Annotated in this window: 23 protein-coding genes; 19 read left to right on the forward strand and 4 right to left on the reverse strand. The window is 61.3% G+C overall.

Annotated features, from left to right (window positions below):
• Positions 1-52: 52 nt before the first annotated feature.
• A complete protein-coding gene (locus M5B99_RS12450; RefSeq protein ID WP_248804292.1) occupies positions 53-2,464 on the reverse strand; it encodes a DNA translocase FtsK in 2,412 nt (803 codons plus the stop codon).
• A 157-nt stretch (positions 2,465-2,621) separates the two neighbouring features.
• On the opposite strand from M5B99_RS12450, the gene trxB reads away from it, so the two are divergent.
• The 4 genes from trxB to infA all read left to right on the forward strand — a co-directional run bounded on the left by trxB (position 2,622) and on the right by infA (position 5,559).
• Positions 2,622-3,581 carry a thioredoxin-disulfide reductase gene (gene trxB, locus M5B99_RS12455; protein ID WP_248804293.1) on the forward strand — a complete coding sequence of 320 codons (960 nt, stop codon included), beginning with the start codon at positions 2,622-2,624 and terminating at the stop codon, positions 3,579-3,581.
• 122 nt (positions 3,582-3,703) lie between these two features.
• Positions 3,704-4,384, forward strand: coding sequence for a leucyl/phenylalanyl-tRNA--protein transferase (aat, locus tag M5B99_RS12460; protein WP_248804294.1), 681 nt, complete (start codon positions 3,704-3,706; stop codon positions 4,382-4,384).
• 102 nt (positions 4,385-4,486) lie between these two features.
• Positions 4,487-5,194: an arginyltransferase gene (locus M5B99_RS12465; RefSeq protein WP_248804295.1), complete on the forward strand. Its 708-nt coding sequence runs from the start codon at positions 4,487-4,489 to the stop codon at positions 5,192-5,194.
• Positions 5,195-5,340: 146 nt separating this feature from the next.
• Positions 5,341-5,559, forward strand: a complete 219-nt coding sequence (infA, locus tag M5B99_RS12470) for a translation initiation factor IF-1 (RefSeq protein WP_002553999.1) — start codon at positions 5,341-5,343, stop codon at positions 5,557-5,559.
• Between the two features lie 240 nt (positions 5,560-5,799).
• Here the strand turns inward: infA and clpA are convergent, their stop codons facing one another.
• Together clpA and clpS are read right to left on the reverse strand one after the other, a co-directional pair.
• Positions 5,800-8,070 carry an ATP-dependent Clp protease ATP-binding subunit ClpA gene (clpA, locus tag M5B99_RS12475; RefSeq protein WP_248800039.1) on the reverse strand — a complete coding sequence of 757 codons (2,271 nt, stop codon included), beginning with the start codon at positions 8,068-8,070 and terminating at the stop codon, positions 5,800-5,802.
• Positions 8,071-8,098: 28 nt separating this feature from the next.
• Positions 8,099-8,461, reverse strand: coding sequence for an ATP-dependent Clp protease adapter ClpS (gene clpS / locus M5B99_RS12480; RefSeq protein WP_040069302.1), 363 nt, complete (start codon positions 8,459-8,461; stop codon positions 8,099-8,101).
• Between the two features lie 227 nt (positions 8,462-8,688).
• Here clpS and cspD point away from each other — a divergent pair, with 227 nt between their 5' ends.
• On the forward strand, positions 8,689-8,964 hold the full coding sequence (gene cspD, locus M5B99_RS12485; RefSeq protein WP_248804296.1) for a cold shock domain-containing protein CspD: 276 nt from the start codon (positions 8,689-8,691) through the stop codon (positions 8,962-8,964).
• A gap of 76 nt (positions 8,965-9,040) precedes the next feature.
• On the opposite strand, the gene icd is transcribed toward cspD, so the two are convergent.
• Positions 9,041-10,297 (reverse strand): NADP-dependent isocitrate dehydrogenase, encoded by a 1,257-nt coding sequence (gene icd / locus M5B99_RS12490; RefSeq protein WP_248804297.1) that lies wholly within the window; start codon positions 10,295-10,297, stop codon positions 9,041-9,043.
• A gap of 496 nt (positions 10,298-10,793) precedes the next feature.
• Here icd and M5B99_RS12495 point away from each other — a divergent pair, with 496 nt between their 5' ends.
• The 14 genes from M5B99_RS12495 (at position 10,794) to nuoF (ending at position 26,872) form a co-directional block, all read left to right on the forward strand.
• Positions 10,794-13,019, forward strand: a complete 2,226-nt coding sequence (locus M5B99_RS12495) for an NADP-dependent isocitrate dehydrogenase (protein WP_248804298.1) — start codon at positions 10,794-10,796, stop codon at positions 13,017-13,019.
• 103 nt (positions 13,020-13,122) lie between these two features.
• Complete coding sequence (locus M5B99_RS12500; protein ID WP_248804299.1) at positions 13,123-13,569, forward strand: NUDIX hydrolase; 447 nt, start codon at positions 13,123-13,125, stop codon at positions 13,567-13,569.
• Between the two features lie 60 nt (positions 13,570-13,629).
• Entirely contained in the window at positions 13,630-14,763 is a 1,134-nt protein-coding gene (gene mnmA / locus M5B99_RS12505) for a tRNA 2-thiouridine(34) synthase MnmA (protein ID WP_248804300.1), read from the forward strand.
• On the forward strand, positions 14,760-15,383 hold the full coding sequence (hflD, locus tag M5B99_RS12510) for a high frequency lysogenization protein HflD (protein ID WP_248804301.1): 624 nt from the start codon (positions 14,760-14,762) through the stop codon (positions 15,381-15,383). Before mnmA ends, hflD begins: the two co-directional genes overlap by 4 nt.
• Before the next feature lie 112 nt (positions 15,384-15,495).
• Complete coding sequence (purB, locus tag M5B99_RS12515; RefSeq protein WP_248804302.1) at positions 15,496-16,866, forward strand: adenylosuccinate lyase; 1,371 nt, start codon at positions 15,496-15,498, stop codon at positions 16,864-16,866.
• Between the two features lie 84 nt (positions 16,867-16,950).
• Positions 16,951-18,117, forward strand: a complete 1,167-nt coding sequence (locus M5B99_RS12520; RefSeq protein WP_248804303.1) for a cupin domain-containing protein — start codon at positions 16,951-16,953, stop codon at positions 18,115-18,117.
• A complete protein-coding gene (locus M5B99_RS12525) occupies positions 18,110-18,535 on the forward strand; it encodes a GNAT family N-acetyltransferase (protein WP_248800047.1) in 426 nt (141 codons plus the stop codon). Before M5B99_RS12520 ends, M5B99_RS12525 begins: the two co-directional genes overlap by 8 nt.
• A 256-nt stretch (positions 18,536-18,791) precedes the next feature.
• On the forward strand, positions 18,792-19,592 hold the full coding sequence (locus M5B99_RS12530; RefSeq protein ID WP_248804304.1) for a secretin N-terminal domain-containing protein: 801 nt from the start codon (positions 18,792-18,794) through the stop codon (positions 19,590-19,592).
• Between the two features lie 502 nt (positions 19,593-20,094).
• Positions 20,095-21,420, forward strand: coding sequence for an isocitrate lyase (gene aceA / locus M5B99_RS12535; protein ID WP_248800049.1), 1,326 nt, complete (start codon positions 20,095-20,097; stop codon positions 21,418-21,420).
• Between the two features lie 643 nt (positions 21,421-22,063).
• Positions 22,064-22,477: an NADH-quinone oxidoreductase subunit A gene (locus M5B99_RS12540; protein ID WP_010444610.1), complete on the forward strand. Its 414-nt coding sequence runs from the start codon at positions 22,064-22,066 to the stop codon at positions 22,475-22,477.
• Positions 22,478-22,487: 10 nt separating this feature from the next.
• A complete protein-coding gene (locus M5B99_RS12545) occupies positions 22,488-23,162 on the forward strand; it encodes a NuoB/complex I 20 kDa subunit family protein (protein WP_100940076.1) in 675 nt (224 codons plus the stop codon).
• A gap of 73 nt (positions 23,163-23,235) precedes the next feature.
• Positions 23,236-25,020 carry an NADH-quinone oxidoreductase subunit C/D gene (gene nuoC / locus M5B99_RS12550; protein ID WP_248800050.1) on the forward strand — a complete coding sequence of 595 codons (1,785 nt, stop codon included), beginning with the start codon at positions 23,236-23,238 and terminating at the stop codon, positions 25,018-25,020.
• Between the two features lie 2 nt (positions 25,021-25,022).
• The gene (nuoE, locus tag M5B99_RS12555) at positions 25,023-25,520 is read left to right on the forward strand and encodes an NADH-quinone oxidoreductase subunit NuoE (RefSeq protein ID WP_040069325.1); all 498 of its coding nucleotides are present in this window, start codon (positions 25,023-25,025) and stop codon (positions 25,518-25,520) included.
• Complete coding sequence (gene nuoF / locus M5B99_RS12560) at positions 25,517-26,872, forward strand: NADH-quinone oxidoreductase subunit NuoF (RefSeq protein WP_248804305.1); 1,356 nt, start codon at positions 25,517-25,519, stop codon at positions 26,870-26,872. Before nuoE ends, nuoF begins: the two co-directional genes overlap by 4 nt.
• Positions 26,873-26,959 lie beyond the last annotated feature (87 nt).

Here is a 26,959-nt window from a genome sequence, read left to right on the forward strand (position 1 = left end):
TCCTCATTGAACTCGTTGAAAAGGCGCGCCGCGTGACTCCACGCGGCACGGATCAGTCGCGCGACGGCCCGGGGGCGAGTACTTCACGCGAGCCGTTGGTGTTCATGGCGGTCACGACCCCGGCCATTTCCATGGACTCGATCATGCGGGCGGCCCGGTTGTAGCCGATCTTCAGCTTGCGTTGCACCGCGGAAATCGAGGCCCGGCGGCTTTCCAGGACGAACTGCACGGCTTCGTCGTAGAGCGCGTCGGCTTCGGCGTCATCGCTGTCGCCACCACCACTGCCGCCGTCGAAGCCGCTGCCGGCCTCTTCGACACCATTGAGGATGTCGTCGTTGTATTCCGGTGCGCCGCGCAGTTTCCAGGCTTCCACCACCCGGTGGACCTCATCGTCGGAGACGAAGGCGCCATGCACACGAATCGGCAGGCTGGTACCCGGCGGCATGTAGAGCATGTCGCCGTGACCGAGCAATTGCTCGGCACCGCCCTGGTCGATGATGGTCCGCGAGTCGATCTTGCTCGACACCTGGAACGCCATGCGGGTCGGGATGTTGGCCTTGATCAGGCCGGTGATCACGTCCACCGACGGGCGCTGGGTCGCGAGGATCAGGTGGATACCGGCGGCCCGGGCCTTCTGCGCGATACGGGCGATCAGCTCTTCGACCTTCTTGCCGACGATCATCATCATGTCGGCGAATTCGTCGACCACCACGACGATGGTCGGCAGCTTCACCAACAACGGCGCTTCATCGTGGATGCTTTCGCGGTTGTACAGCGGGTCGGTCAGCGGCGTACCGGCGTCCTGGGCTTCCTTGACCTTGTGGTTGAAGCCCGACAGGTTACGCACCCCCATCTTGGCCATCAGCTTGTAGCGTCGCTCCATCTCGGCGACGCTCCAGCGCAGGGCGTTGGCGGCATCCTTCATGTCGGTGACCACCGGGCAGAGCAGGTGCGGAATACCTTCGTAGATCGACAATTCGAGCATTTTCGGGTCGATCATGATCAGCTTGGCGTCTTCCGGGCCGGACTTGAACAGAATCGACAGGATCATCGCGTTCACCCCCACCGACTTACCGGAACCGGTGGTACCGGCCACCAGCAGGTGCGGCATCTTCGCCAGGTCGGTGATGACCGGCTTGCCGCCGATATCGTGACCCAGGGCCAGGGTGACCGGGGATTTGGCGTCGTCGTATTCCGGGGTCGACAGTACCTCGGAGAAACGCACGATCTGGCGGTCCTCGTTGGGGATCTCGATGCCCACGGTGGTCTTGCCGGGGATGACTTCCACCACCCGTACGCTGGTGACCGCGAGCGAACGCGCCAGGTCCTTGGCCAGGTTGGAGATCCGACTGACCTTCACCCCCGCCGCCGGCTGGATCTCGTAACGAGTGATCACCGGGCCCGGGTGAATGGAATCCACCGAGACCTCGACGCCGAACTCCTTGAGCTTGATTTCCAGCAGGTGGCCGACGGCCGCCAGGGATTCCGGCGAGTAGTTGAGCTGCTTCTTTTCCGCCGGGTCGAGGATCGAGATCGGTGGCAAGGTGCCTTCCACCGCGCTGTCGACAAACAACGGCGCCTGTTTCTCTTTCTCCACGCGCTTGCTCTGCTGCACCGGTTTCACTGGCGCCGGGGCAATCACCGGCGGCACCTGCTTCTCGCGCTCGGACATGTGTTTGCTGAGGGCCTGCTCGCGCTCGATCAGGCGTTCCTTGACCTTGGCCTGCTCGCGCTTGTCGGGGACGCTCGGCGCCACCACTTCATTGACGCGGTCGTCGACCTCGCGCAGTTGCGCCACCAGTTGCTTGCGCTCGACCCGGCCCGACCACCAGCGATTCAGCGCGCCCTGGAACAGCTCGAACAGGTCCAGGGTGATCTTGCCGGTGACGTCCATGACCTTGAACCAGGACAGATCGGTGAACACCGTCAGGCCGAACAGGAACAGGGCGATGAACAGCAGCGTGCTGCCCTGGATATTCAGGGCGTTTTTCGCCAGGTTGCCGAGGCTCTCGCCCAGGGCACCGCCCGCGCCTGCCGGCAGGCCGAAGGGCTGATGGAAATGGATATGGGCCAGCGCGGCCCCGGACAGCACCAGAAACACCAGGCCGATCAGCCGCCAGGAAAACAGCCAGCCGCTCCATTGCCAGGGCTCATGGCGTTGACGGAAGATCTGGTAGGTCTTGATCGCCAGCAGCAAAGGGAATACGTAGGCGAAGTAACCCAGCACCATGAACAGGATGTCGGCGCTGTAGGAACCGGCGGGACCGCCGAAGTTCTGCACGTTGTCGATCTTGCTGTTGTGGCTCCAGCCCGGATCGTCCTTGCCATAGGTCAACAAGGCCATCATCAGGAACAGGCACAACGCGCCGATAGCGATCAGCGCACCTTCCTTGAGGCGATAATGCAGCTGCTGCCGCCAGAGCGGAACGACTGCTTTAGAGGGTGTGGCGGTGGATTTCTTCAAAATGATTCACTGCTTCATTACATAACCGGCATTGTACGGATTTGTCCGCCCGATGCCACGCTGTCACCGCATGGGTGTAGCATAACCGACAGCACTTTTCACGCGGTTCAATTTGAGCACGCATTCTCTTTTGTGACAAAGGCTTATGAGGTGTTTTATGAGCGCAACCAAGCATTCACGCCTGATCATCCTGGGATCCGGCCCTGCCGGCTACAGTGCGGCGGTATATGCCGCCCGCGCCAACCTCAAGCCTTTGGTCATTACCGGCCTGCAAGCCGGCGGTCAACTGACCACCACCACCGAAGTCGATAACTGGCCCGGCGACGTCGAAGGACTGACCGGCCCGGTGCTGATGGAGCGCATGCAAAAACACGCCGAGCGTTTCGACACCGAGATCGTCTATGACCACATTCACACCGCCAAGTTGCAGCAGCGCCCGTTTATCCTCGAGGGCGACAGCGGTATCTATACCTGCGACGCCTTGATTATCGCCACCGGCGCCTCGGCGCAATACCTCGGCCTGCCGTCCGAGGAGGCTTTTGCCGGCCGGGGCGTCTCGGCCTGCGCGACCTGTGACGGGTTCTTCTACCGCAACCAGGTGGTGGCGGTGATCGGCGGCGGCAATACCGCGGTCGAGGAGGCCCTGTACCTGGCCAATATCGCCAAGGAGGTGCACCTGGTGCATCGCCGGGACAAGCTGCGTGCGGAGAAGATCCTCCAGGACAAGCTCTTCGAGAAGGCCGCCCACGGCAATATCCGCCTGCACTGGAACGAGAACCTCGATGAAGTGCTCGGCGATGCCGGCGGCGTCACCGGTGCCCGTCTACGCCACAGCGACACCGGCGCGACCCGCGAACTGCAGCTGGCCGGGGTATTTATCGCCATCGGTCACAAGCCCAACACCGATCTGTTCGAGGGCCAGTTGAGCATGCACAACGGTTATTTGCGGGTACAGGGTGGCAGCGAGGGCAATGCCACGGCGACGCAAATCCCTGGGGTGTTCGCCGCCGGCGATGTGGCCGACCACGTCTATCGCCAGGCGATTACCTCGGCCGGCGCCGGCTGTATGGCGGCACTGGACGCCGAGAAGTTCCTGGACGACAACCAGACCTTGTAGGAGCCGGCTTGCCGGCGATTGCGATGCAACATTTACCATCGTCATCGCTGACAAGCCAGCTCCCGCAGGTTGTGTAGCGCCTATAAAACCGCCCTCCCCTCCTCTGCTCAAGCCTGAATGCCATGCTGACCTGGTTACAACGCAATTCCCTGACCTTCCCGCCCCTGGCCAAAGCCATGCGCGAACCCAACGGCCTACTGGCCGCCGGCGGCGACCTGTCCGCCGATCGGCTGATCCAGGCCTATCGCCATGGCTGTTTCCCCTGGTTCTCCGAAGGCCAACCGATCCTCTGGTGGTCGCCGGACCCGCGCACCGTGCTGTTTCCCGATGAATTACACATCTCCCGCAGCCTGAACAAGCTGTTGCGCCAGCAACGCTACCAGGTCACCTTCGATCGCGATTTCGCCGCCGTGATCCGCGCCTGCGCCGCGCCTCGGAGCTATGCCGACGGCACCTGGATCACCGAGGCCATGCAAAACGCCTATCTGCAACTGCACGAACGCGGTTTTGCCCACTCAGTGGAGGTCTGGGATAACGCGGAGTTGGTGGGCGGCCTCTACGGCCTGGCCATGGGCCGGTTGTTTTTCGGCGAATCCATGTTCAGTCGGGCCGACAATGCCTCGAAATTCGGGTTTGTCACCCTGGTCCGACACCTCAAGGCCTCGGGGTTCGTCCTGATCGACTGCCAGATGCCCACCGATCACCTGCACAGCCTCGGCGCCCGGGCCATTCCCCGCGAGGAGTTCGCCCGCTACCTGGGCGAATACCTGGACCCGCCCAACAGCGCGACCTGGCTGCCCTGATCCCATACGATCAGGTAACCTTCACACGGCGCCTAGGCGTCTTTTCCCAGGCTGGCTTACACTTGATTCAACGCAATTGAAAGCTTATTCCGAGGGTCGATCATGACCGAGCTGGCGCGCTTGAAGTTTTATGCCACTCAACCCCACTCTTGCAGCTATCTGCCCGAAGAGCAGGCCACCACGCTGTTCCTCGACCCTAGCCAGCCCATGGACGTGCATGTCTACGCAGACCTGTCGGAAATGGGTTTCCGTCGTAGCGGCGACCACCTGTACCGGCCTCACTGCCAGAACTGCAATGCCTGCGTGCCGGCACGGATTCCCGTGGCGCAGTTCCAGCCCGATCGCCAGCAAAAACGTATCTTCAAGCGCAATGCCGAGCTCAAGGTCCGGGCCGTCAAGCCAGGATTCAGCGAGGAATACTTCGACCTGTATCAGCGCTACATCGAACAACGGCATGCCGATGGCGACATGTTCCCCCCCAGTCGCGACCAGTTTTCCACTTTTCTGGTACGCGACCTGCCGTTCTCACGCTTCTATGAGTTCCGCCTGGAGGGGCGCCTGCTGGCCGTGGCCGTCACCGATCTGCTGCCCAACGGTTTGTCAGCGGTCTACACCTTCTACGAGCCCGCTGAGGAGCGTCGCAGCCTGGGGCGCTACGCTATCCTCTGGCAGATCGGCGAAGCGCAGCGGCTGGGCCTGGAGGCGGTCTACCTCGGCTATTGGATCAAGAACTGCAAGAAGATGAACTACAAGACCCAATATCGACCGATCGAACTGCTGATCAACCAGCGCTGGGTCACCCTCAGTTAGGTCGCCGACCCCGGCGCAATCGAACTGTATTTTCCAGGCCGGTACTAACCCCTTGGCGTGACCCCCCTTTTTCGGGCACAATGCACGCCGCTTTTGCCTGGCGCAGTTGCACCGGGCCATTCACTGGACACCGAGGGCTTTACTGCATGTCGAAAGAAGACAGCTTCGAAATGGAAGGCACTGTCGTCGACACCCTGCCGAATACCATGTTTCGCGTGGAATTGGAAAATGGGCACGTCGTAACCGCGCATATCTCCGGAAAGATGCGCAAGAACTACATTCGTATTCTCACCGGTGACAAAGTGCGCGTCGAGCTGACGCCCTACGACTTGAGCAAAGGGCGCATCACCTACCGCGCCCGCTAAGCAAGTCGATACAAAAACGCCCGGTACTGCCGGGCGTTTTTGTTTGTCTGGCGAGCGGGCTTGCCCGCGCTGGGCCGCGAAACGGCCCTAAAACCGGCTAATCCGGTACACCAGGTAGACTGAGGTGGTCGGTTTTGCGACTGCTGCGCAGACGAGCGCGGGCAAGCCCGCTCGCCACACAAGACAGCAGACACAACAAAGGCGCCTTCTGGCGCCTTTGTTGTGTTTTGCAGGCCTACATCAAGCCATTTCAGCCGTGGTTTCGAACTCGAAGGTCAGCTCGCCGTCCTTGATGTCGATGTGCACCACACCGCCATGATCGGACAACTCGCCAAACAGGATCTCTTCGGCCAACGGCCGCTTGATCTTGTCCTGGATCAGACGCGCCATTGGGCGTGCACCCATCGCCGCGTCGTAACCGCTCTCTGCCAGCCAGCTGCGGGCCGCATCGGTAACCTCCAACTGCACACGCTTGTCTTCCAGCTGCGCCTGAAGTTCGGTAAGGAACTTGTCCACCACGCTCTTGATGACCTCATGACTGAGGCGACCAAACTGGATAATGGTATCCAGACGGTTGCGGAACTCCGGCGTGAAGCTCTTCTTGATCACTTCCATGGCATCGGACGAGTGGTCCTGATGCGCGAAGCCAATCGACGCACGCGCCGCAGTCTCGGCACCGGCGTTGGTGGTCATGATCACGATCACGTTGCGGAAGTCCGCCTTGCGCCCGTTGTTGTCGGTCAGGGTCCCGTGATCCATCACCTGCAGCAGCAGGTTGAAGACTTCCGGATGGGCCTTCTCGATTTCATCGAGCAACAGCACGCAATGCGGTTGCTTGGTGATGGCTTCGGTCAGCAGACCGCCCTGGTCGAAACCGACATACCCCGGAGGCGCACCGATCAGACGCGATACGGTGTGCCGCTCCATGTACTCGGACATGTCGAAGCGCACCAGTTCGATCCCCATCGCCTTGGCCAGCTGCCGCGCCGCTTCGGTCTTGCCGACGCCGGTAGGACCGGCGAACAGGAACGAACCGACCGGTTTGTCCGGCGATTTCAAGCCGGCACGAGACAGCTTGATGGCGGTCGACAGCGAGTCGATGGCCGCATCCTGACCGAATACGGTCAGTTTCAGGTCGCGCTCCAGGTTACGCAGCAGTTCCTTGTCGGAGCTGGTGACGTGTTTTGGCGGAATCCGCGCGATCTTCGCCACGATGTCCTCGACCTGCGCCACCTCGATGCGTTTGACGCGTTTCTCGATCGGTTGCAGGCGCTGATAGGCACCGGCTTCGTCGATCACGTCAATGGCCTTGTCCGGCATGTGCCGATCATTGATATAACGCGACGCCAGTTCGGCGGCGGCGCGCAAGGCCTCATCGCTGTACTCGATATTGTGGTGCTGCTCGAAACGCCCTTTCAGGCCGCGCAGGATGCCGATGGTGTCTTCCACCGAAGGCTCGGACACGTCGACTTTCTGGAAGCGCCGCGCCAAGGCCCGGTCCTTCTCGAAGATGCCACGAAATTCCTGGAAGGTGGTCGAACCGATGCAGCGAATATCACCCGAGGAGAGCAACGGCTTGAGCAGGTTAGAGGCATCCATGACGCCGCCGGAAGCGGCACCCGCACCGATGATGGTGTGGATTTCGTCGATGAACAGGATCGCCTGCGGACGTTTTTTCAGCTCGCCGAGCAACGCCTTGAAGCGCTTCTCGAAATCGCCACGGTATTTGGTACCGGCCAGCAGGGCACCGAGGTCGAGGGAGTAGACCACGCTGTTGGCCAGCAGGTCCGGCACCTGGTTGTCGACGATGCGCTTGGCCAGGCCTTCGGCGATGGCCGTCTTGCCCACGCCCGCCTCACCCACCAGCAGCGGGTTGTTCTTGCGCCGACGCGCCAGGATCTGCGCCACGCGCTCGACCTCCAGCTCGCGCCCGACCAACGGATCGATACGACCCTGGCGCGCCAGTTCGTTCAGATTGCTGGCATACGCGTCCAGCGGATTGCCTGAAGATGAAGACTCACCGCCCTCTTCGTCCTGCATATCTTGCTCGCCTTCGGAGTGATCGCCGTGCCCGGGCACCTTGGAGATGCCATGGGCGATGTAATTGACGACATCGATTCGTGCAACGCTTTGTTGCTTGAGCAGGAAGACCGCCTGGCTTTCCTGCTCGCTGAAGATCGCGACCAGCACGTTGGCGCCCGTCACTTCACGCTTACCGGAACTCTGCACATGGAAGACGGCACGTTGCAGGACACGCTGGAAGCCCAGAGTCGGCTGGGTTTCGCGATCCTCGTCATGGACGGGGATCAGCGGCGTGGTGGAGTCGATGAACTCCTGCAGATCGTGCTTGAGTTTATCGAGATTGGCGCCACAGGCACGCAGGACGGTGGCGGCAGCCTCATTATCCAAAAGGGCCAGCAGCAGGTGCTCGACGGTCATGAATTCATGACGCTTCGAGCGAGCCTCCTTGAAGGCAAGATTGAGGGTGACTTCGAGTTCGCGGTTTAACATAGTTCACCTCATACCCAAGTGGTCGGCATTAACCGTCCTTCTCGATTTCACAGAGTAGCGGATGCTGGCTTTCCCTGGCGTACTGGTTGACCTGCATGGCCTTGGTCTCGGCGATGTCGCGGGTAAACACTCCACATACTGCCCGCCCTTCTGTGTGGACGGCCAGCATGACCTTGGTCGCCAGCTCGCGATTCAGGTTAAAAAACACCTCGAGCACTTCGACGACGAAATCCATCGGTGTGTAGTCATCGTTGAACAAAACCACCTTGTACATCGGCGGCGCCTGCAACGCGGGCTTGGATTCCTGTACTGCAATACCCGCGGAATCGTCGTCGTGGGAATCCGGGCGATCCTGATTGAATGTTAGTCGAATCTGGCTGATTGCATGCATGGAAAGAAAGGTTCGTCAGTTGAGCAATTGCAGTGATGGGGACGCGGCAGACAGATTTCAATGCTGACCGCCAGGTCACCTTGACTATCGGCAAAACGGTGTTACAACCAATAGAGCCCACAGTGGGTAATAAAGGTCCATACCGTCAACCGTTTTTCTGGTTCACGCAGTGAAGGATGAACTGGATGATACTCCAGTGATGGGGTCGTTTGCAGAGGGATATGAGCATGCTGAGTGGTAAAGTCAAGTGGTTCAACAATGCCAAGGGCTACGGCTTCATCATTGAAGAAGGCAAGAGTGAAGACCTGTTCGCCCATTACTCGGCCATCCAGATGGATGGCTATAAGACCCTTAAGGCTGGCCAAGCAGTAAGCTTTGAGATCATCCAGGGCCCCAAGGGCTTGCACGCGGTCAACATCCGGCAACTGGTGACCGTTGCCGCGCCTGCCGCCAAACCGCAGAACGCTGCCGCACAAGCCCCCGCAGCCACAGCCAGAGCCTGAAAGCCAGACACTTTCAGATAACGAAACGCCCGACCCAATCACTTGGTCCGGGCGTTTTCGTTGACCGCCGGTCGACTTACATGTGCTTGATCAGCGCATCGCCAAAGCCGGAAGACGAGACCAGCGTCGCACCGTCCATCAGACGCTCGAAATCGTAAGTTACGGTTTTCGCGCCGATGGCACCGTTGGTGCCCTTGATGATCAGGTCGGCCGCTTCAGTCCAGCCCATGTGCCGTAACATCATTTCCGCGGAAAGGATCAGCGAACCGGGGTTGACCTGGTCCTTGCCGGCGTACTTGGGTGCCGTACCGTGGGTCGCCTCGAACATCGCCACGGTGTCGGACAGGTTGGCCCCGGGGGCGATACCGATACCACCGACTTCGGCGGCCAGGGCGTCGGACAGGTAGTCACCGTTCAGGTTCAGGGTCGCGATCACGTCGTACTCGGCCGGGCGCAGCAGGATCTGCTGGAGCATGGCATCGGCGATTGCGTCCTTGACCACCACGTTGCGGCCGGTCTTCGGGTTCTTGAACTGCATCCACGGACCGCCGTCGAGCAAGGTCGCGCCGAACTCCTCGGCCGCCACTTCGTAGGCCCATTCCTTGAAGGCACCCTCGGTGAACTTCATGATGTTGCCTTTGTGCACGATGGTCAGCGACTTGCGGTCGTTATCGACAACATATTGCAGGGCCTTGCGCGCCAGGCGCTGGGTGCCCTCTTTCGACACCGGCTTGATGCCGATCCCGCAATCCTGGTCGAAACGGATCTTGGTCACACCCATTTCTTCCTTCAGGAACTTGATGACCTTGGTCGCTTCCGGCGAACCGGCTTTCCATTCGATACCGGCATAGATGTCTTCGGAGTTCTCACGGAAGATGGTCATGTCGACGTCGCCGGGCTTCTTCACCGGGCTGGGCACGCCTTCGAACCAGCGCACCGGACGCAGGCAGACATACAGGTCGAGCTGTTGGCGCAGCGCCACGTTCAGCGAACGGATACCGCCGCCAACCGGCGTGGTCAGCGGGCCCTTGATGGAGACCACGTAATCCTTGACCGCGTCCAGGGTTTCCTGGGGCAGCCAGGTGTCCTGGTCATAGACCTGGGTGGCTTTCTCGCCGGCGAAGACTTCCATCCAGGAGATCTTGCGCTTGCCGCCGTAGGCCTTGTGCACCGCCGCATCGACGACCTTGATCATCACCGGGCTGATATCGACGCCAATACCATCGCCTTCGATGAAGGGGATGATCGGGTTGTCAGGAACATTGAGAGAATGGTCTGCATTGACGGTGATTTTGTCGCCGACTGCCGGAACCTGAATCTTCTTGTATCCCATGTTGAACTCCATCTATGGATTGAACATCTGGCTGCGTTCGAGCGTACCCCAGGTGCATGCCCGTGGGAACCTCACACCCGACTCATGTGCCGCGAAAAACCTCGAATTCGCGGCCTACAAGCTTGAAAGCAAAGGTAAAAGTGCCAAAGTCGAGCACTGCTTGCGACACCTCGCCGCAGGGCGCCCTGCGACCTTTAGACCAATGGACGAGTGTAGTCGCTTATGAAGCATCGGCGTTTTGCCAGCAACCTATGTATAATCGCGCCGCTGACCATGGAGTCACGCCGGCCGACCTCTCTACAACGAGACTTTCCGCCCGAAAAAGCCGGGTTGTTATCGCAATCCGACCGCTTGACGCTCGACTGATGCACCCAACATCACCGCGCGCGAAGAAACCTCGACATTCGGCTCATGGATGACTTTTGAACGAACGCGCTTACCCGGCGCATCTCGAGTTTCTGCGCATGCTTTAGCAAAGAAGAGAGTTAATCCGAATATGCCCAACCGTTCGAAGATCATCTACACCTTCACCGACGAAGCGCCTGCCCTCGCCACTTATTCACTGTTGCCTATCGTAGAGGCCTTTACCGCTTCGGCTGATATCGCCGTGGAAACCCGCGATATCTCCCTGGCCGGACGCATTCTCGCAAGCTTCCCTGAACAACTGGGCGCCAAGGCCGTGCCTGATCACCTCGCCGAACTGGGCGAGCTGGCCATCACCCCTGAAGCCAACATCATCAAGCTGCCGAACATCAGCGCCTCGGTTCCACAACTGCAGGCTGCGATCAAGGAACTGCAAGCCCAGGGCTTCAACATCCCGGACTACCCGGAAACCGTCAGCACCGACGCCGAGAAAGATGCTCGCGCCCGTTACGACAAGATCAAGGGCAGCGCCGTGAACCCGGTCCTGCGCGAAGGCAACTCCGACCGCCGCGCCCCGCTGTCGGTCAAGAACTATGCACGCAAGCACCCGCACAAGATGGGCGCCTGGGCAGCCGACTCCAAGTCCCACGTTGCCCACATGAGCACCGGCGACTTCTACGGCAGCGAAAAAGCCGCGCTGATCGACACCGCCGGCAGCGTCAAGATCGAGCTGATCGCCCAGGACGGCACTGCCAGCGTCCTGAAAGAGAAAACCAGCGTACAAGCCGGTGAGATCCTCGATTGCGCCGTGCTGAGCAAGAATGCCCTGCGCAGCTTCATCGCCGCTGAAATCGAAGACGCCAAGAAACAAGGCGTGCTGCTGTCGGTTCACCTGAAAGCCACCATGATGAAGGTCTCCGACCCGATCATGTTCGGCCAGATCGTTGCCGAGTTCTACAAGGATGCCCTGACCAAGCACGCTGAAGTACTGGAGCAGATCGGCTTCAACCTGAACAACGGCATCGGCGACCTGTACGCCCGTATCAAGGCCCTGCCGGCCGAACAGCAGGCGCAGATCGAAGCCGACATCCAGGCGGTCTACGCCGTGCGTCCGGCGCTGGCCATGGTCAACTCCGACAAGGGCATCACCAACCTGCACGTACCGAGCGACGTCATTGTCGACGCCTCGATGCCAGCCATGATCCGTGACTCCGGCAAGATGTGGGGCACCGATGGCCAACTGCACGACACCAAGGCGGTGATCCCGGATCGCTGCTACGCCACCATCTACCAGGCGGTAATCGAAGACTGCAAGCAACACGGCGCCTTCGATCCGACCACCATGGGCAGCGTGCCGAACGTCGGCCTGATGGCGAAGAAAGCCGAAGAGTACGGCTCCCACGACAAGACCTTCCAGATCAAGACCGACGGCGTGGTTCGGGTTTCCGACAACAGCGGTCGTACCCTGCTGGAACAAACCGTGGAAGCCGGCGACATCTTCCGCATGTGCCAAGCCAAAGACGCGCCGATCCAGGACTGGGTCAAACTGGCCGTCAACCGTGCCCGCGCCAGCAACACTCCGGCGATTTTCTGGCTCGACCCGATGCGCGCCCATGACGGCGTGGTGATCGAGAAAGTCCAGACCTACCTCAAGGACCACGACACCACTGGCCTGGACATCCAGATCATGTCGCCGGTCGATGCGATGAAAGTCACCCTGGCCCGCACCCGTGCCGGCAAGGACACCATCTCGGTCACCGGTAACGTGCTGCGCGACTACCTGACCGACCTGTTTCCGATCATGGAACTGGGCACCAGCGCCAAGATGCTGTCGATCGTGCCGCTGATGAACGGCGGTGGCCTGTTCGAAACCGGCGCCGGCGGCTCGGCTCCCAAGCACGTGCAGCAACTGGTGGAAGAGAACTTCCTGCGCTGGGATTCCCTGGGTGAGTTCCTCGCCCTGGCCGCCTCCCTTGAGCACCTGGGCGTGACCTACAACAACCCGAAAGCCCTGGTGCTGTCGAAGACCCTGGACCAGGCCACCGGCCAGTTCCTCGACAACAACAAGTCGCCATCGCGTAAAGTCGGCAACATCGACAACCGCGGCAGCCACTTCTACCTGGCGCTGTACTGGGCCCAGGCCCTGGCCGCCCAGAGCGAAGACACCGCACTGCAAGGCCAGTTCACCCAACTGGCCAAGACCCTGGCCGAGAACGAGGCGACCATCGTTGCCGAGCTCAACGCGGTACAGGGCAAGCCAGTGGACATCGGCGGCTACTACCACGCCGATGCCGAGCTGATCAGCAAGGCCATGCGTCCGAGCGCGACCTTCAACGCAGCGATTGCCGCGCTGGTGTAAGCGTTCAGGAAGCACCACAAACCCCGGCCCGGTGCCGGGGTTTGTGTTTGTGGCCCAAGCATTCATCGCCCTGTGAATACAAATCCCGTGGGAGCCCCACCCTATGAAATGGCAACCCCATATCACCGTCGCCACCGTCGTCGAAGACAACGGTCGTTTCCTGCTGGTCGAAGAGCTGCAAGACGGACAGACGGTCTTCAACCAGCCCGCCGGCCATCTGGCCCCCGATGAAACCCTGATCCAAGCCGCCATCCGCGAAACCCTCGAGGAAACCGGCTGGGACGTGGAGCTGACCGGCGTCATCGGCATCTACCTGTATACCGCCCCGAGCAACGGCGTGACCTACCAGCGCGTCTGCTTTGCCGGCAAACCGCTCAAGCACCACCCCGAGTATCAACTGGACCACGGCATCATCGGCCCGCACTGGCTGACCCGCGAGCAATTGCTGGCCCTGCGCCCGCAATGGCGCAGTGAGCTGATCATCCGCTGCCTGGACGATTATCTGGCCGGCCCCCTGCACAGTCTCGAGCTGATCCGCCCTTCTCTTTAGCCTTGCGGGCCCGGGCCTGTTAGAATCGCGTCCTTTTTCGAAGACACTCATTGAATCCCTATGCGTGATCCAGCTGCCACCGCCCCAGAAAACCTGCGCGTCATCGTCGGCATGTCCGGCGGCGTAGACTCTTCCGTTTCCGCTGTCCTGCTGATGGAGCAGGGTTACCAGGTGGAAGGCCTGTTCATGAAGAACTGGGAAGAAGACGACGGAACGGAGTACTGCACCGCCATGGACGACCTGGCGGACGCCCAGGCCGTGTGCGACAAGATCGGCATCAAGCTGCACACCGCCAACTTCGCCGCCGAATACTGGGACAACGTGTTCGAACACTTTCTGGCCGAATACAAGGCCGGACGCACGCCGAACCCGGACATCCTCTGCAACCGCGAAATCAAGTTCAAGGCGTTCCTCGACTACGCCCTGATGCTCGGTGCCGACCTGATCGCCACCGGCCACTACGTGCGTCGACGCGACATCGACGGCCGCACCGAACTGCTCAAGGGCCTGGATCCGAACAAGGACCAGAGCTACTTCCTCCACGCCGTCGGCGGCGAGCAGATCGCCAAGACCCTGTTCCCGGTCGGCGAGCTGGAAAAACCCGCCGTGCGCGCCATTGCCGAGAAACATGAACTGGCCACGGCGAAGAAGAAGGACTCCACCGGTATCTGCTTTATCGGCGAGCGTCGCTTCAGCGACTTCCTCAAGCAGTACCTGCCGGCCCAGCCGGGCGAGATCAAGACCACCGACGGCGAAGTCATCGGCCGTCACCACGGCCTGATGTACCACACCATCGGCCAGCGCCAGGGCCTGGGTATCGGCGGTCTGAAGGACGCCAGCGACGAGCCGTGGTACGTGCTGCTCAAGGACCTGGAACACAACGAACTGATCGTCGGTCAGGGCAACGAGCACCCATGGCTGTTTTCCCGCGCCCTGCTCGCCTCCGAGATCTACTGGGTCAACCCGGTGGACCTGAGCGCGCCGCGCAAGTTGACAGCCAAGGTGCGTTATCGCCAAAGCGACCAGTCCTGCACCCTGGAACAGACCGCAAACGGCTATCGCGCGGTGTTCGACGAACCACAACGCGCGGTGACTCCCGGCCAGTCCGTGGTGTTCTACGACGGCGAGGTCTGCCTCGGTGGCGGCGTGATCGAAGTCGCCGAGCCCTGGACCTTCAAGGACCCGCGCCCATGAGCCCGACCCAGGAGCAATTGACCGCGCTGGGCGGTGTGTTTCTCGCCGCGGTGCTGGTGGACAAGATCGCCAAGAGCGGCCAGTCCAGCGAAGCCGGCCTGAGCTGCATGCTCGGCAGCCTGCTGGTGCGCGACCCCAAGGACACCCTGGAAGTCTACGGCGGTGACGACCTCCAGTTGCGCGACGGCTACCGCGCCCTGATCGGCGCCCTGGAGCGCGACCCCAGCACCCTGCAACGCGAACCGCTGCGTTATGCCCTGTCGATGCTTGGCCTCGAGCGCCAGTTGGCCAAGCGTGACGATCTGCTGGAGATCATCGGCAAGCGCCTGCCGCAGATCCAGTCCCAGGTCGAACACTTCGGCCCGTCCCACGAAAACGTCGTGGCCGCCTGCGGCGCCCTGTACCAGGACACCCTGAGCACCCTGCGCCAGCGCATCCAGGTGCACGGCGACATGCGCAACCTGCAACAACCGAGCAACGCCTCGAAGATCCGCGCCCTGCTGCTGGCCGGTATCCGCTCGGCGCGCCTGTGGCGACAACTGGGCGGCCATCGCTGGCAACTGGTGGTCAGTCGACGCAAGCTGCTCAAGGAACTCTACCCGCTGATGCACAGCGCCTAGGCGCTGTTATCCGCAAAAAGCGCAAGACGCCGGTCGGTTGGCAACAGACCGGCGATTATTTTCATGTATAATTCGCGCCCCATTTCGTTGCCCGACTGTCCGAGAACACCCCATGCAGCTTTCTTCGCTCACTGCGGTTTCCCCTGTTGACGGCCGCTACGCCGGCAAAACCCAGGCCCTGCGCCCAATTTTCAGTGAATACGGCCTGATCCGTGCTCGCGTCCTGGTGGAAGTGCGCTGGCTCCAGCGTCTGGCCGCCCATGCCCAGATCAGCGAAGTTCCGGCGTTTTCCGCCGAAGCCAACGCAGTACTGAACACCCTCGCCGAGAACTTCTCCCTGGAACACGCCGAGCGTGTGAAGGAGATCGAGCGCACCACCAACCACGACGTCAAGGCCATTGAGTACCTGCTCAAGGAACAAGCCGCCAAGCTGCCTGAACTGGCCAACGTCAGCGAATTCATCCACTTCGCCTGCACCAGCGAGGACATCAACAACCTGTCCCACGCCCTGATGCTGCGCGAAGGCCGCGACGATGTGCTGCTGCCGCTGATGCGCCAGATCGCCGAAGCCATCCGCGAACTGGCCCACCGCTTCGCCGGCGTGCCGATGCTCTCGCGCACCCATGGCCAGCCGGCCTCGCCGACCACTCTGGGCAAGGAGCTGGCGAACGTCGTCTACCGCCTGGAACGCCAGATCGCCCAGGTCGCCGCCGTGCCGCTGTTGGGCAAGATCAACGGTGCCGTGGGCAACTACAACGCACACTTGTCGGCCTACCCGCAGATCGACTGGGAAGAAAACGCCCGCGCCTTCATCGAAGACGAGCTGGGCCTGGGCTTCAACCCCTACACCACCCAGATCGAGCCGCACGACTACATCGCCGAGCTGTTCGACGCGATCGCGCGCTTCAACACTATCCTGATCGACTTCGACCGCGATATCTGGGGCTACATCTCCCTGGGCTACTTCAAGCAGCGCACCATTGCCGGCGAAATCGGTTCCTCGACCATGCCGCACAAGGTCAACCCGATCGACTTCGAGAACTCCGAAGGCAACCTGGGTATCGCCAACGCGCTGTTCCAACACCTGGCCAGCAAGCTGCCGATCTCCCGCTGGCAGCGCGACCTGACCGACTCCACCGTGCTGCGCAACCTCGGCGTCGGCTTCGCCCATAGCGTCATCGCTTACGAAGCCAGCCTCAAGGGCATCAGCAAGCTGGAGCTCAACGAGCAGAAAATCGCCGCCGACCTGGACGCCTGCTGGGAAGTCCTGGCCGAGCCGATCCAGACTGTCATGCGTCGCTACAACATCGAAAACCCGTACGAAAAACTGAAAGAACTGACCCGTGGCAAGGGCATCAGCCCCGAAGCACTGCAAACTTTCATCGACGGCCTCGAGATGCCCGCGGACGCCAAGGCCGAGCTGAAAAAACTCACCCCGGCCAACTACATCGGCAACGCCGTGGCCCAGGCCCAGCGTATCTGATCGCACCGTACCCGCTCTGAACGCCCGGCTGAGCCGGGCGTTTTTATTCCAGTCTGAAAAATAATCTTTTTCAATAGGTTACACATGAATCCTGATATTCCTCTGCAACTTCTGGGCGGTATCACCGCCCGGGAATTCCTGCGCGACTACTGGCAGAAGAAACCCCTGCTGATCCGTCAGGCGATTCCGGATTTCGAAAGCCCGATCGACGCCGATGAACTGGCCGGCCTGGCCCTGGAAGAAGAAGTCGAATCGCGCCTGATCATCGAGCACGGCGAGCGCCCCTGGGAGCTGCGCCGTGGCCCATTCGCCGAAGACGCCTTCAGCCAGTTGCCGGAACGCGACTGGACCCTGCTGGTGCAGGCCGTGGACCAGTTCGTCCCGGAAGTCGCCGAACTGCTGGAGCACTTCCGCTTCCTGCCGAGCTGGCGCATCGACGACGTGATGATCAGCTTTGCCGCGCCCGGCGGCAGCGTCGGCCCGCACTTCGACAACTACGATGTGTTCCTGCTCCAGGGCCACGGCAAGCGCAACTGGAAAATCGGCCAGATGTGCGACTCCAACAGCCCGCTGCTGGAACACGCCGACCTGCGCATCCTCGCCGAATTCGAGGAAAGCGCCGAGTGGACCCTGGAACCCGGCGACATGCTCTACCTGCCGCCGCGCCTGGCCCATTGCGGCGTGGCCGTGGATGACTGCATGACCTATTCGGTAGGTTTCCGCGCGCCGAGCGCCGCTGAAGTACTGACCCACTTCACCGACTTCCTCGCCCAATTCCTGCCGGACGAAGAGCGCTACACCGACGCCGACGCGCAACCGGTGGCCGATCCGCACCAGATCCAGCATGATGCCCTCGATCGCCTGAAAAGCCTGCTGGCCGAACACATGAGCGACGAGCGCCTGCTGCTGACCTGGTTCGGCCAGTTCATGACCGAGCCGCGCTACCCGGAACTGGTGACAGGCCCGGAACTCGAAGAAGAAGACCTGCTCGCCAGCCTGCAACAGGGCGCGATACTGATCCGCAACCCGAGCGCGCGCATGGCCTGGTCCGAAGTCGACGACGACCTGCTGCTGTTCGCCAGCGGACAGAGCCGCCTGCTGCCGGGCAAACTGCGCGAGCTGTTGAAAATGATCTGTGCGGCCGACGCCCTGCACGCGGATAATCTGGCGCCATGGTTGGCCGATGAAGATGGGCGCAGCCTGCTGTGTCAGCTGGTCAAACAAGGAAGCCTGGGATTTGCCGATGAATAGAATTCACGTACGTGTCGCGGACTGGCAAAAGGATAACGCCGAGATTCGGCGCATTCGTGAGTCTGTATTTATTGCCGAGCAGTCGGTTCCGCCGGAGCTGGAGTGGGACGCCGATGACAGCGGTGCCGTGCACTTCCTGGCCTTCGAGGGAGACTTCCCGATCGGCACCGCCCGGTTGTTGCCGGACGGCCATATCGGCCGGGTCTCGGTCCTCAAGGACTGGCGCGGCCTGAAGGTCGGCGACGCGCTGATGCAGGCGGTGATCGGCGAGGCCGAGAAACGCGGCCTCAAGCAACAGATGCTCAGTGCCCAGGTCCAGGCGACCCGGTTCTATGAGCGCCTGGGGTTCAGCATTGTCAGCGAGGAGTTTCTCGAAGCCGGGATTCCCCACGTGGACATGGTGCGCGGCTCGGTTTAAAAGCCGGCGCTGCTGCGCAGCCATTCGCGGGCAAGCTCCGCTCCCACAGGTTTTGCGTCACGCACAAAGCTAGTGGCTGCTCTCAATCCCGTGGGAGCGGAGCTTGCCCGCGAAGGCGTCGACAAGAACACCTCAAGACGCCCCGCCATCCTCCGATGCCGGGGCGTTTTGCTGTCCGCGATTCAACTTGACCCACCAATGGCCGAGAAACTGTCAAACTCAAGCTATTGCCCAGTCCAACGCGGAGATAACGGACATGTCCCTACGCACCCTGTTCACCGGCCTGCTACTGACCTGCACGCTCAGCGCCCAGGCCGCCACCGAAATCATCCCCCTGAACTACCGCACCAGCGCCGACCTGCTCCCCGTGGCCCAGGACTTTCTCGGCAAGGACGGCAAGGCCAGCGCCTACCAGAACCAACTGATCGTCAATGCCGAACCGGCCAAGATCAAGGAACTGCGCGACTTCCTCGGCCAACTCGACACCCCCGCCAGGCGCCTGCTGATCAGCGTCGACACCAGTGAAAACAACGACCAGAACAGCCAGGGCTATAGCGTCAATGGCCAGAGCCAGACCCGTATCATCAACTACGGCACCGCCAGTCGCGACGGCGGCATCCAGCAGGTCCAGACCGTCGAAGGCACCCCGGCGCTGATCCAGGTCGGCCAGAGCGTTCCGCTGACCACCGCCATCAGCACCAACCAGTCCTTCGGCAACGGCTCGAGCCAGAATCAGAACCCGAACCAACAGCCCCTGACGCAGATACAGAGCCAGTACCGCAACGTGACCCAGGGCTTCTACGTCACCGCCAGCGTCACCGGCGACATCGTTCACCTGTCCATCAGTACCAATCGTGACCGGATCAGCCAGGAGCGTCAGGATGTAGTGAACGTGCAAAGCACCGACACAACCGTCAGCGGGCGCCTGGGCGAGTGGATCACCCTGGCCGGTGTCAACGGCCAGAGCCAGGCCGACCGGCAGGCGCTAACCCGCAGCTACTCGACCTCCGGGCGTAACGACATGACTTTGCGAGTGAAAGTCGACAGCCTGGACTAAACCACCGAAAACTGACTGGCAAGTCGTATTAGACTAAAGATGTAGTGCCATAAAAAAAGCACTACAAAATGTTTGACGAGCCAAAAAACCGAAGGCATGATGGCCTCGCTCCCGCTAATCAGGGGCCCTGGCAAGGGCCTTCGGATCGCCGCTCTGACCCACCCACCTGAGCCGATTCGTGTCTGTTCCGCCCACAAGGCGCGTTTGACGAGGTTGCGACTGGAACGAAGTTGTCCCGAGGGACGGAAGCGTAATAGGTAGAACGGCAAGACCCCTGAAGTCCGCATGAAGGCCCACGACGCCCCAATGCGCCCGAAGGCTCGCCCTCGCCTCGCTCACTTCCCCCCTTGAGCTCATCGTTCAATCGTCGCCTTCCCCGCCGGACCGTACCTGAACGCCTAAGCTTCTGGTCAGCGAGCAGCCGTTTGCCCAAGCCTTCCCTTGAGCCTGCGGCGGAGCAAGGAACTCTCCACCCAAGACCTATGCGACGAGGTTTATCTCCATGGCACTGACACGCGAACAGCAAATTGCAGCCCTTGAAAAAGACTGGGCTGAAAACCCGCGCTGGAAAGGCGTGACACGCACTTACTCCGCCGCTGACGTGGTCCGCCTGCGTGGCTCGGTTCAACCCGAGCACACCCTGGCCCGCATGGGCGCCGAGAAACTGTGGAACCTGGTGACCCAAGGCGCCAAGCCGTCCTTCCGCCCGGATAAAGATTTCGTCAACTGCATGGGCGCCCTGACCGGTGGCCAGGCTGTACAGCAAGTCAAGGCCGGGATCCAGGCGATCTACCTGTCGGGCTGGCAAGTCGCTGCGGACAACAACTCCGCCGAATCCATGTACCCCGACCAGTCGCTGTACCCGGTGGACTCCGTGCCGACCGTGGTCAAGCGCATCAACAACTCGTTCCGTCGCGCCGACCAGATCCAGTGGAAAGCCGGCAAGAACCCGGGCGATGACGGCTACATCGACTACTTCGCGCCGATCGTGGCCGACGCCGAAGCCGGTTTCGGCGGCGTCCTGAACGCCTACGAGCTGATGAAGAGCATGATCGAAGCGGGCGCCGCCGGTGTGCACTTCGAAGACCAACTGGCTTCCGTGAAGAAATGTGGCCACATGGGCGGCAAGGTACTGGTTCCGACCCAGGAAGCCGTGCAGAAGCTGACCGCCGCCCGCCTGGCAGCCGACGTCGCCGGTGTACCGACCATCATCCTGGCCCGTACCGACGCCAACGCCGCTGACCTGCTGACCTCCGACTGCGACCCGTACGACCAGCCGTTCGTCGTTGGCACCCGTACCCAGGAAGGTTTCTACAAGGTCCGCGCCGGCCTCGACCAGGCCATTGCCCGCGGCCTGGCCTATGCACCATATGCCGACCTGATCTGGTGTGAAACCGCCAAGCCGGACCTGGACGAAGCCCGTCGCTTCGCCGAGGCCATCAAGAAGGAATACCCGGACCAGATCCTGTCCTACAACTGCTCGCCTTCCTTCAACTGGAAGAAGAATCTGGACGACGCGACCATCGCCAAGTTCCAGCGCGAACTGTCGGCCATGGGCTACAAGCACCAGTTCATCACCCTGGCGGGTATCCACAACATGTGGCACAGCATGTTCAACCTGGCGCACGACTACGCCCGTAACGACATGACCGCCTACGTGAAGCTGCAGGAGCAGGAATTCGCCGACGCGGCCAAGGGTTACACCTTCGTCGCGCACCAGCAGGAAGTCGGCACCGGCTACTTCGACGACATGACCACCGTGATCCAGGGCGGCTCGTCCTCGGTGACCGCGCTGACCGGTTCGACCGAAGAAGAACAGTTCCACTGAGTCTGCTGCGAGCAAGCGGCCATTCCAGAGCGAAGCAGAACTAACTGGAATGCCTGGAAAACTGACGCCCCGACTGGTTCGGGGCGTTTTTTTGCGTGTCGCCTACAGACTCGCCACTGCACTTTGCAGGAGCAGGGCTTGCCCGCGAAGGCGGCCGGATGAGCGGCGCAGGACTCAGGGGCCTCTTCGCGGGCAAGCCCTGCTCCTACAGGAATGCGTTCAACCGCGACAGTGCAAAACATTGATCCAGAGCGGTATCGATTACGACAAAAAGTGCTAAAACGACGCGCGACGCAACTTTCATCCCGCGCGCGGTTAAAGCCACTACACTTCCCGTCGCGGCCAGCAACAAGCATTGGATCGACCTAGATGATATCAATTATCATTCAATATTCACTTCGTTCATTACAATGCGGATAAAACATAATTAACAAAAAGGCCCCTAATGCCCACAGTACATGGCCTGCGAGCCATCGAGACCTCGACATGTCCTTATTCCAGCCAATAATTTCGCTATAGAAAATTTACTTGCCCGGTGTTTAGCCATAAAATCACCGGGCTAGATTGCACTGCGACATATCGTCACTGTTTTTACTTCTTTATCACGCTCAGAGACCTTTGCGCTCTGTTAAGGATTACCCGCATGACCGAAGCGACCGGACTCATGGCCCACAACTGGGGCTTTGCCATTTTCCTGCTCGGCGTCGTCGGCCTCTGCGCCTTCATGCTCGGTCTTTCCAGCCTCCTCGGGTCAAAAGCCTGGGGCCGCAGCAAAAACGAACCGTTCGAGTCCGGCATGCTGCCTACCGGTAGCGCCCGCTTGCGGCTCTCAGCCAAATTCTATCTGGTCGCGATGCTGTTCGTGATCTTCGATATCGAAGCCCTCTTTCTCTTTGCATGGTCTGTGTCCGTCCGCGAAAGCGGCTGGACCGGATTCGTCGAAGCTCTCGTTTTCATAGCAATTCTGTTGGCAGGTCTTGTCTACCTTTACCGAGTGGGGGCGCTTGATTGGGCTCCGCAAGCTCGTCAGAAGCGGCAGGCGAAGCTGAAACAATGAGGCTTTGGCAATGCAATACAATCTCACTCGAATCGACCCGGATGCGCCTAACGAGCAGTACCCGATCGGCCAACGGGAAACCGTTTCCGATCCGTTAGAGGATCAAGTCCACAAGAACATCTACATGGGCAAGCTGGAAGACGTGCTGAACGGCGCGGTCAACTGGGGGCGCAAGAACTCCCTGTGGCCGTACAACTTCGGCTTGTCCTGCTGCTATGTGGAAATGACCACCGCCTTCACGGCGCCCCACGACATCGCCCGCTTCGGCGCCGAGGTTATCCGGGCATCGCCGCGTCAGGCGGATTTCATGGTTATTGCCGGCACCTGCTTCATCAAGATGGCGCCGATCATCCAGCGTCTCTACGAGCAAATGCTCGAACCCAAGTGGGTCATCTCCATGGGTTCGTGCGCCAACTCCGGCGGCATGTACGACATTTACTCCGTGGTCCAGGGCGTGGACAAGTTCCTGCCCGTGGACGTCTACGTGCCTGGCTGCCCGCCCCGTCCCGAGGCTTTCCTGCAAGGCTTGATGCTGTTGCAGGAGTCGATTGGCCAGGAGCGTCGCCCACTTTCCTGGGTCGTCGGTGATCAAGGCGTGTATCGCGCCGAGATGCCGTCGCAAAAGGAACAGCGCCGCGAACAGCGTATTCAGGTCACCAACCTGCGCAGCCCCGACGAAGTCTGATCCAGATCCGCTCTGTAAAAAGAAACGAGAAGCTGGCTTCATTCTTTACGTTGACCGAAAGCGATAAGAAACCATGACTACAGGCAGTGCTCTGTACATCCCGCCTTACAAGGCTGACGACCAGGATGTGGTCGTCGAACTGAACAACCGTTTCGGCCCCGAGGCCTTTACCGCCCAGGCCACCCGCACCGGCATGCCGGTGCTCTGGGTGACCCGGGCCAAGCTCGTCGAAGTCCTGACCTTCCTGCGCAACCTGCCCAAGCCGTACGTCATGCTCTATGACCTGCACGGCGTGGACGAGCGTCTGCGCACCAAGCGCCAGGGCCTGCCGAGCGGCGCCGATTTCACCGTGTTCTATCACCTGATGTCGCTGGAACGTAACAGCGACGTGATGATCAAGGTCGCCCTGTCCGAAAGCGACCTGAGCATCCCGACCGTGACCGGTATCTGGCCAAACGCCAACTGGTACGAGCGTGAAGTCTGGGACATGTTCGGCATCGATTTCCCCGGCCACCCGCACCTGTCGCGCATCATGATGCCGCCGACCTGGGAAGGTCACCCGCTGCGCAAGGACTTCCCGGCCCGTGCCACCGAGTTCGATCCGTTCAGCCTGACCCTGGCCAAGCAACAGCTTGAGGAAGAGGCCGCGCGCTTCCGTCCGGAAGACTGGGGCATGAAGCGTTCCGGGGCCAACGAGGACTATATGTTCCTCAACCTGGGCCCGAACCACCCTTCGGCCCACGGTGCCTTCCGTATCATCCTGCAACTGGACGGCGAAGAAGTCGTCGACTGCGTCCCGGACATCGGCTACCACCACCGTGGCGCCGAGAAAATGGCCGAACGCCAGTCCTGGCACAGCTTCATCCCCTACACCGACCGTATCGACTATCTCGGCGGGGTGATGAACAACCTGCCGTACGTGCTTTCGGTCGAGAAGCTGGCGGGCATCAAGGTGCCGGACCGGGTCGACACCATCCGCATCATGATGGCCGAGTTCTTCCGGATCACCAGCCACCTGCTGTTCCTGGGGACCTATATCCAGGACGTCGGCGCCATGACCCCGGTGTTCTTCACCTTCACCGACCGCCAGCGCGCCTACAAGGTCATCGAAGCCATCACCGGTTTCCGCCTGCACCCGGCCTGGTACCGCATCGGCGGCGTCGCCCACGACCTGCCCCGCGGCTGGGATCGGTTGGTCAAGGAATTCGTCGACTGGCTGCCAAAACGCCTCGACGAGTACACCAAGGCCGCCCTGCAGAACAGCATCCTCAAGGGTCGGACCGTCGGTGTCGCCGCCTACAACACCAAGGAAGCCCTGGAATGGGGCGTCACCGGTGCCGGCCTGCGCTCCACCGGTTGCGATTTCGACCTGCGTAAAGCGCGTCCGTACTCCGGCTACGAGAACTTCGAGTTCGAAGTCCCGCTGGCGGCCAACGGCGACGCCTACGATCGCTGCATGGTGCGCGTCGAAGAAATGCGCCAGAGCATCAAGATCATCGACCAGTGCATGCGCAACATGCCGGAAGGCCCGTACAAGGCGGATCACCCGCTGACCACGCCGCCGCCGAAAGAGCGCACGTTGCAGCACATCGAGACCCTGATCACGCACTTCCTGCAAGTTTCGTGGGGCCCGGTCATGCCGGCCAACGAATCCTTCCAGATGATCGAAGCGACCAAGGGCATCAACAGTTATTACCTGACGAGCGACGGCGGCACCATGAGCTACCGTACCCGGATCCGCACCCCAAGCTTCCCGCATCTGCAACAGATCCCTTCGGTGATCAAAGGCAGCATGGTCGCGGACTTGATCGCGTACCTGGGTAGTATCGACTTCGTTATGGCCGACGTGGACCGCTAAGCATGAACAGCCCGCTTATCCAGACAGACCGTTTCGCCTTGAGCGAAACCGAGCGCTCGGCCATCGAGCACGAGTTGCATCACTACGAAGACCCGCGCGCGGCGTCCATCGAAGCCCTGAAGATCGTCCAGAAGGAACGTGGCTGGGTGCCTGACGGCGCGCTCTACGCCATCGGCGAGATCCTCGGGATTCCGGCCAGCGACGTCGAAGGCGTCGCGACCTTCTACAGCCAGATCTTCCGCCAGCCGGTGGGTCGTCACATCATTCGCGTCTGCGACAGCATGGTCTGCTACATCGGCGGCCACGAGTCGGTGGTCGGCGAGATCCAGAGCAAGCTCGGCATCGGCCTGGGTCAAACCACCGCCGACGGGCGCTTCACCCTGCTGCCCGTCTGCTGCCTCGGCAACTGCGACAAGGCCCCGGCGCTGATGATCGATGACGACACCTTCGGCGACGTCCAGCCAGCCGGCGTTGCCAAACTGCTGGAGGGCTACGTATGACCCTGACTTCCTTCGGCCCTGCCAACCGCATTGCGCGGTCGGCGGAAACCCACCCGTTGACCTGGCGCCTGCGTGATGACGCAGAACCCGTGTGGCTCGACGAGTACCAGGCCAAGAACGGCTATGCCGCCGCCCGCAAGGCCTTCGCCGACATGGCCACGGACGACATCGTCCAGACCGTGAAGGACGCCGGGCTCAAGGGTCGCGGCGGTGCCGGCTTCCCCACCGGGGTGAAGTGGGGCCTGATGCCCAAAGACGAATCCATGAACATCCGCTACCTGCTGTGCAACGCGGATGAAATGGAGCCGAACACCTGGAAGGACCGCATGCTGATGGAGCAACTGCCCCATCTGTTGATCGAAGGCATGCTGATCAGCGCCCGTGCGCTGAAAACCTACCGTGGCTACATCTTCCTGCGCGGTGAATACGTCACCGCCGCCAAGCACCTCAACCGTGCGGTGGAAGAAGCCAAGGCCGCAGGCCTCTTGGGCAAGAACATCCTCGGCAGCGGCTTCGACTTCGAGCTGTTCGTCCACACCGGCGCCGGGCGTTACATCTGCGGTGAAGAAACCGCACTGATCAACTCCCTCGAAGGCCGTCGCGCCAACCCGCGCTCCAAGCCGCCCTTCCCCGCCGCCGTCGGCGTCTGGGGCAAGCCGACCTGCGTGAACAACGTCGAGACCCTGTGCAACGTGCCGGCGATCATCGGCAACGGCATCGACTGGTACAAATCCCTCGCCCGCGAAGGCAGCGAAGACCACGGCACCAAGCTGATGGGCTTCTCCGGCAAAGTGAAGAACCCTGGCCTGTGGGAACTGCCGTTCGGCATCACCGCCCGCGAGCTGTTCGAAGACTACGCCGGCGGCATGCGCGATGGCTTCAAGCTCAAGTGCTGGCAGCCCGGCGGCGCCGGTACCGGTTTCCTCCTGCCCGAACACCTGGACGCGCAAATGTATGCAGGCGGCATCGGCAAGGTTGGCACCCGCATGGGCACCGGCCTGGCCATGGCGGTGGACGACAGCGTCAACATGGTCTCGCTGCTGCGCAACATGGAAGAGTTCTTCGCTCGTGAGTCGTGCGGTTTCTGCACCCCTTGCCGCGACGGCCTGCCGTGGAGCGTCAAGCTGCTGCGCGCGCTGGAGAACGGCGAAGGCCAGGTCGGCGATATCGAGACCCTGCTGGGTCTGGTCGGTTTCCTCGGCCCGGGCAAGACCTTCTGTGCCCACGCACCGGGTGCCGTCGAGCCATTGGGCAGCGCCATCAAGTATTTCCGTCCGGAGTTCGAGGCTGGCATCGCACACAAGAGTGCAGCCGTCCCGCCTTTGGCGCGGCCGATCGTAGTCGGCGCATAACGTATCGAAAGGGAGGGCGGCCCGTGCCGCCCTCTTGCTCGCCTGAAGACGCACTTGTGATGCGCCAGGCGAGGACCAGGATTCCAT

The sequence above is a fragment of the Pseudomonas sp. MWU13-2100 genome (genome assembly GCF_023242365.1).
Lineage (GTDB): Bacteria > Pseudomonadota > Gammaproteobacteria > Pseudomonadales > Pseudomonadaceae > Aquipseudomonas.

Bases quoted from the DNA above. Each gene is read 5' to 3' on its own strand.
- trxB (WP_248804293.1), top strand. From the start codon at position 2,622: ATGAGCGCAACCAAGCATTCACGCCTGATCATCCTGGGATCCGGCCCT.
- aat (WP_248804294.1), top strand. From the start codon at position 3,704: ATGCTGACCTGGTTACAACGCAATTCCCTGACCTTCCCGCCCCTGGCC.
- M5B99_RS12465 (WP_248804295.1), top strand. From the start codon at position 4,487: ATGACCGAGCTGGCGCGCTTGAAGTTTTATGCCACTCAACCCCACTCT.
- infA (WP_002553999.1), top strand. From the start codon at position 5,341: ATGTCGAAAGAAGACAGCTTCGAAATGGAAGGCACTGTCGTCGACACC.
- clpA (WP_248800039.1), bottom strand. From the start codon at position 8,070: ATGTTAAACCGCGAACTCGAAGTCACCCTCAATCTTGCCTTCAAGGAG.
- clpS (WP_040069302.1), bottom strand. From the start codon at position 8,461: ATGCATGCAATCAGCCAGATTCGACTAACATTCAATCAGGATCGCCCG.
- cspD (WP_248804296.1), top strand. From the start codon at position 8,689: ATGCTGAGTGGTAAAGTCAAGTGGTTCAACAATGCCAAGGGCTACGGC.
- icd (WP_248804297.1), bottom strand. From the start codon at position 10,297: ATGGGATACAAGAAGATTCAGGTTCCGGCAGTCGGCGACAAAATCACC.
- M5B99_RS12495 (WP_248804298.1), top strand. From the start codon at position 10,794: ATGCCCAACCGTTCGAAGATCATCTACACCTTCACCGACGAAGCGCCT.
- M5B99_RS12500 (WP_248804299.1), top strand. From the start codon at position 13,123: ATGAAATGGCAACCCCATATCACCGTCGCCACCGTCGTCGAAGACAAC.
- mnmA (WP_248804300.1), top strand. From the start codon at position 13,630: ATGCGTGATCCAGCTGCCACCGCCCCAGAAAACCTGCGCGTCATCGTC.
- hflD (WP_248804301.1), top strand. From the start codon at position 14,760: ATGAGCCCGACCCAGGAGCAATTGACCGCGCTGGGCGGTGTGTTTCTC.
- purB (WP_248804302.1), top strand. From the start codon at position 15,496: ATGCAGCTTTCTTCGCTCACTGCGGTTTCCCCTGTTGACGGCCGCTAC.
- M5B99_RS12520 (WP_248804303.1), top strand. From the start codon at position 16,951: ATGAATCCTGATATTCCTCTGCAACTTCTGGGCGGTATCACCGCCCGG.
- M5B99_RS12525 (WP_248800047.1), top strand. From the start codon at position 18,110: ATGAATAGAATTCACGTACGTGTCGCGGACTGGCAAAAGGATAACGCC.
- M5B99_RS12530 (WP_248804304.1), top strand. From the start codon at position 18,792: ATGTCCCTACGCACCCTGTTCACCGGCCTGCTACTGACCTGCACGCTC.
- aceA (WP_248800049.1), top strand. From the start codon at position 20,095: ATGGCACTGACACGCGAACAGCAAATTGCAGCCCTTGAAAAAGACTGG.
- M5B99_RS12540 (WP_010444610.1), top strand. From the start codon at position 22,064: ATGACCGAAGCGACCGGACTCATGGCCCACAACTGGGGCTTTGCCATT.
- M5B99_RS12545 (WP_100940076.1), top strand. From the start codon at position 22,488: ATGCAATACAATCTCACTCGAATCGACCCGGATGCGCCTAACGAGCAG.
- nuoC (WP_248800050.1), top strand. From the start codon at position 23,236: ATGACTACAGGCAGTGCTCTGTACATCCCGCCTTACAAGGCTGACGAC.
- nuoE (WP_040069325.1), top strand. From the start codon at position 25,023: ATGAACAGCCCGCTTATCCAGACAGACCGTTTCGCCTTGAGCGAAACC.
- nuoF (WP_248804305.1), top strand. From the start codon at position 25,517: ATGACCCTGACTTCCTTCGGCCCTGCCAACCGCATTGCGCGGTCGGCG.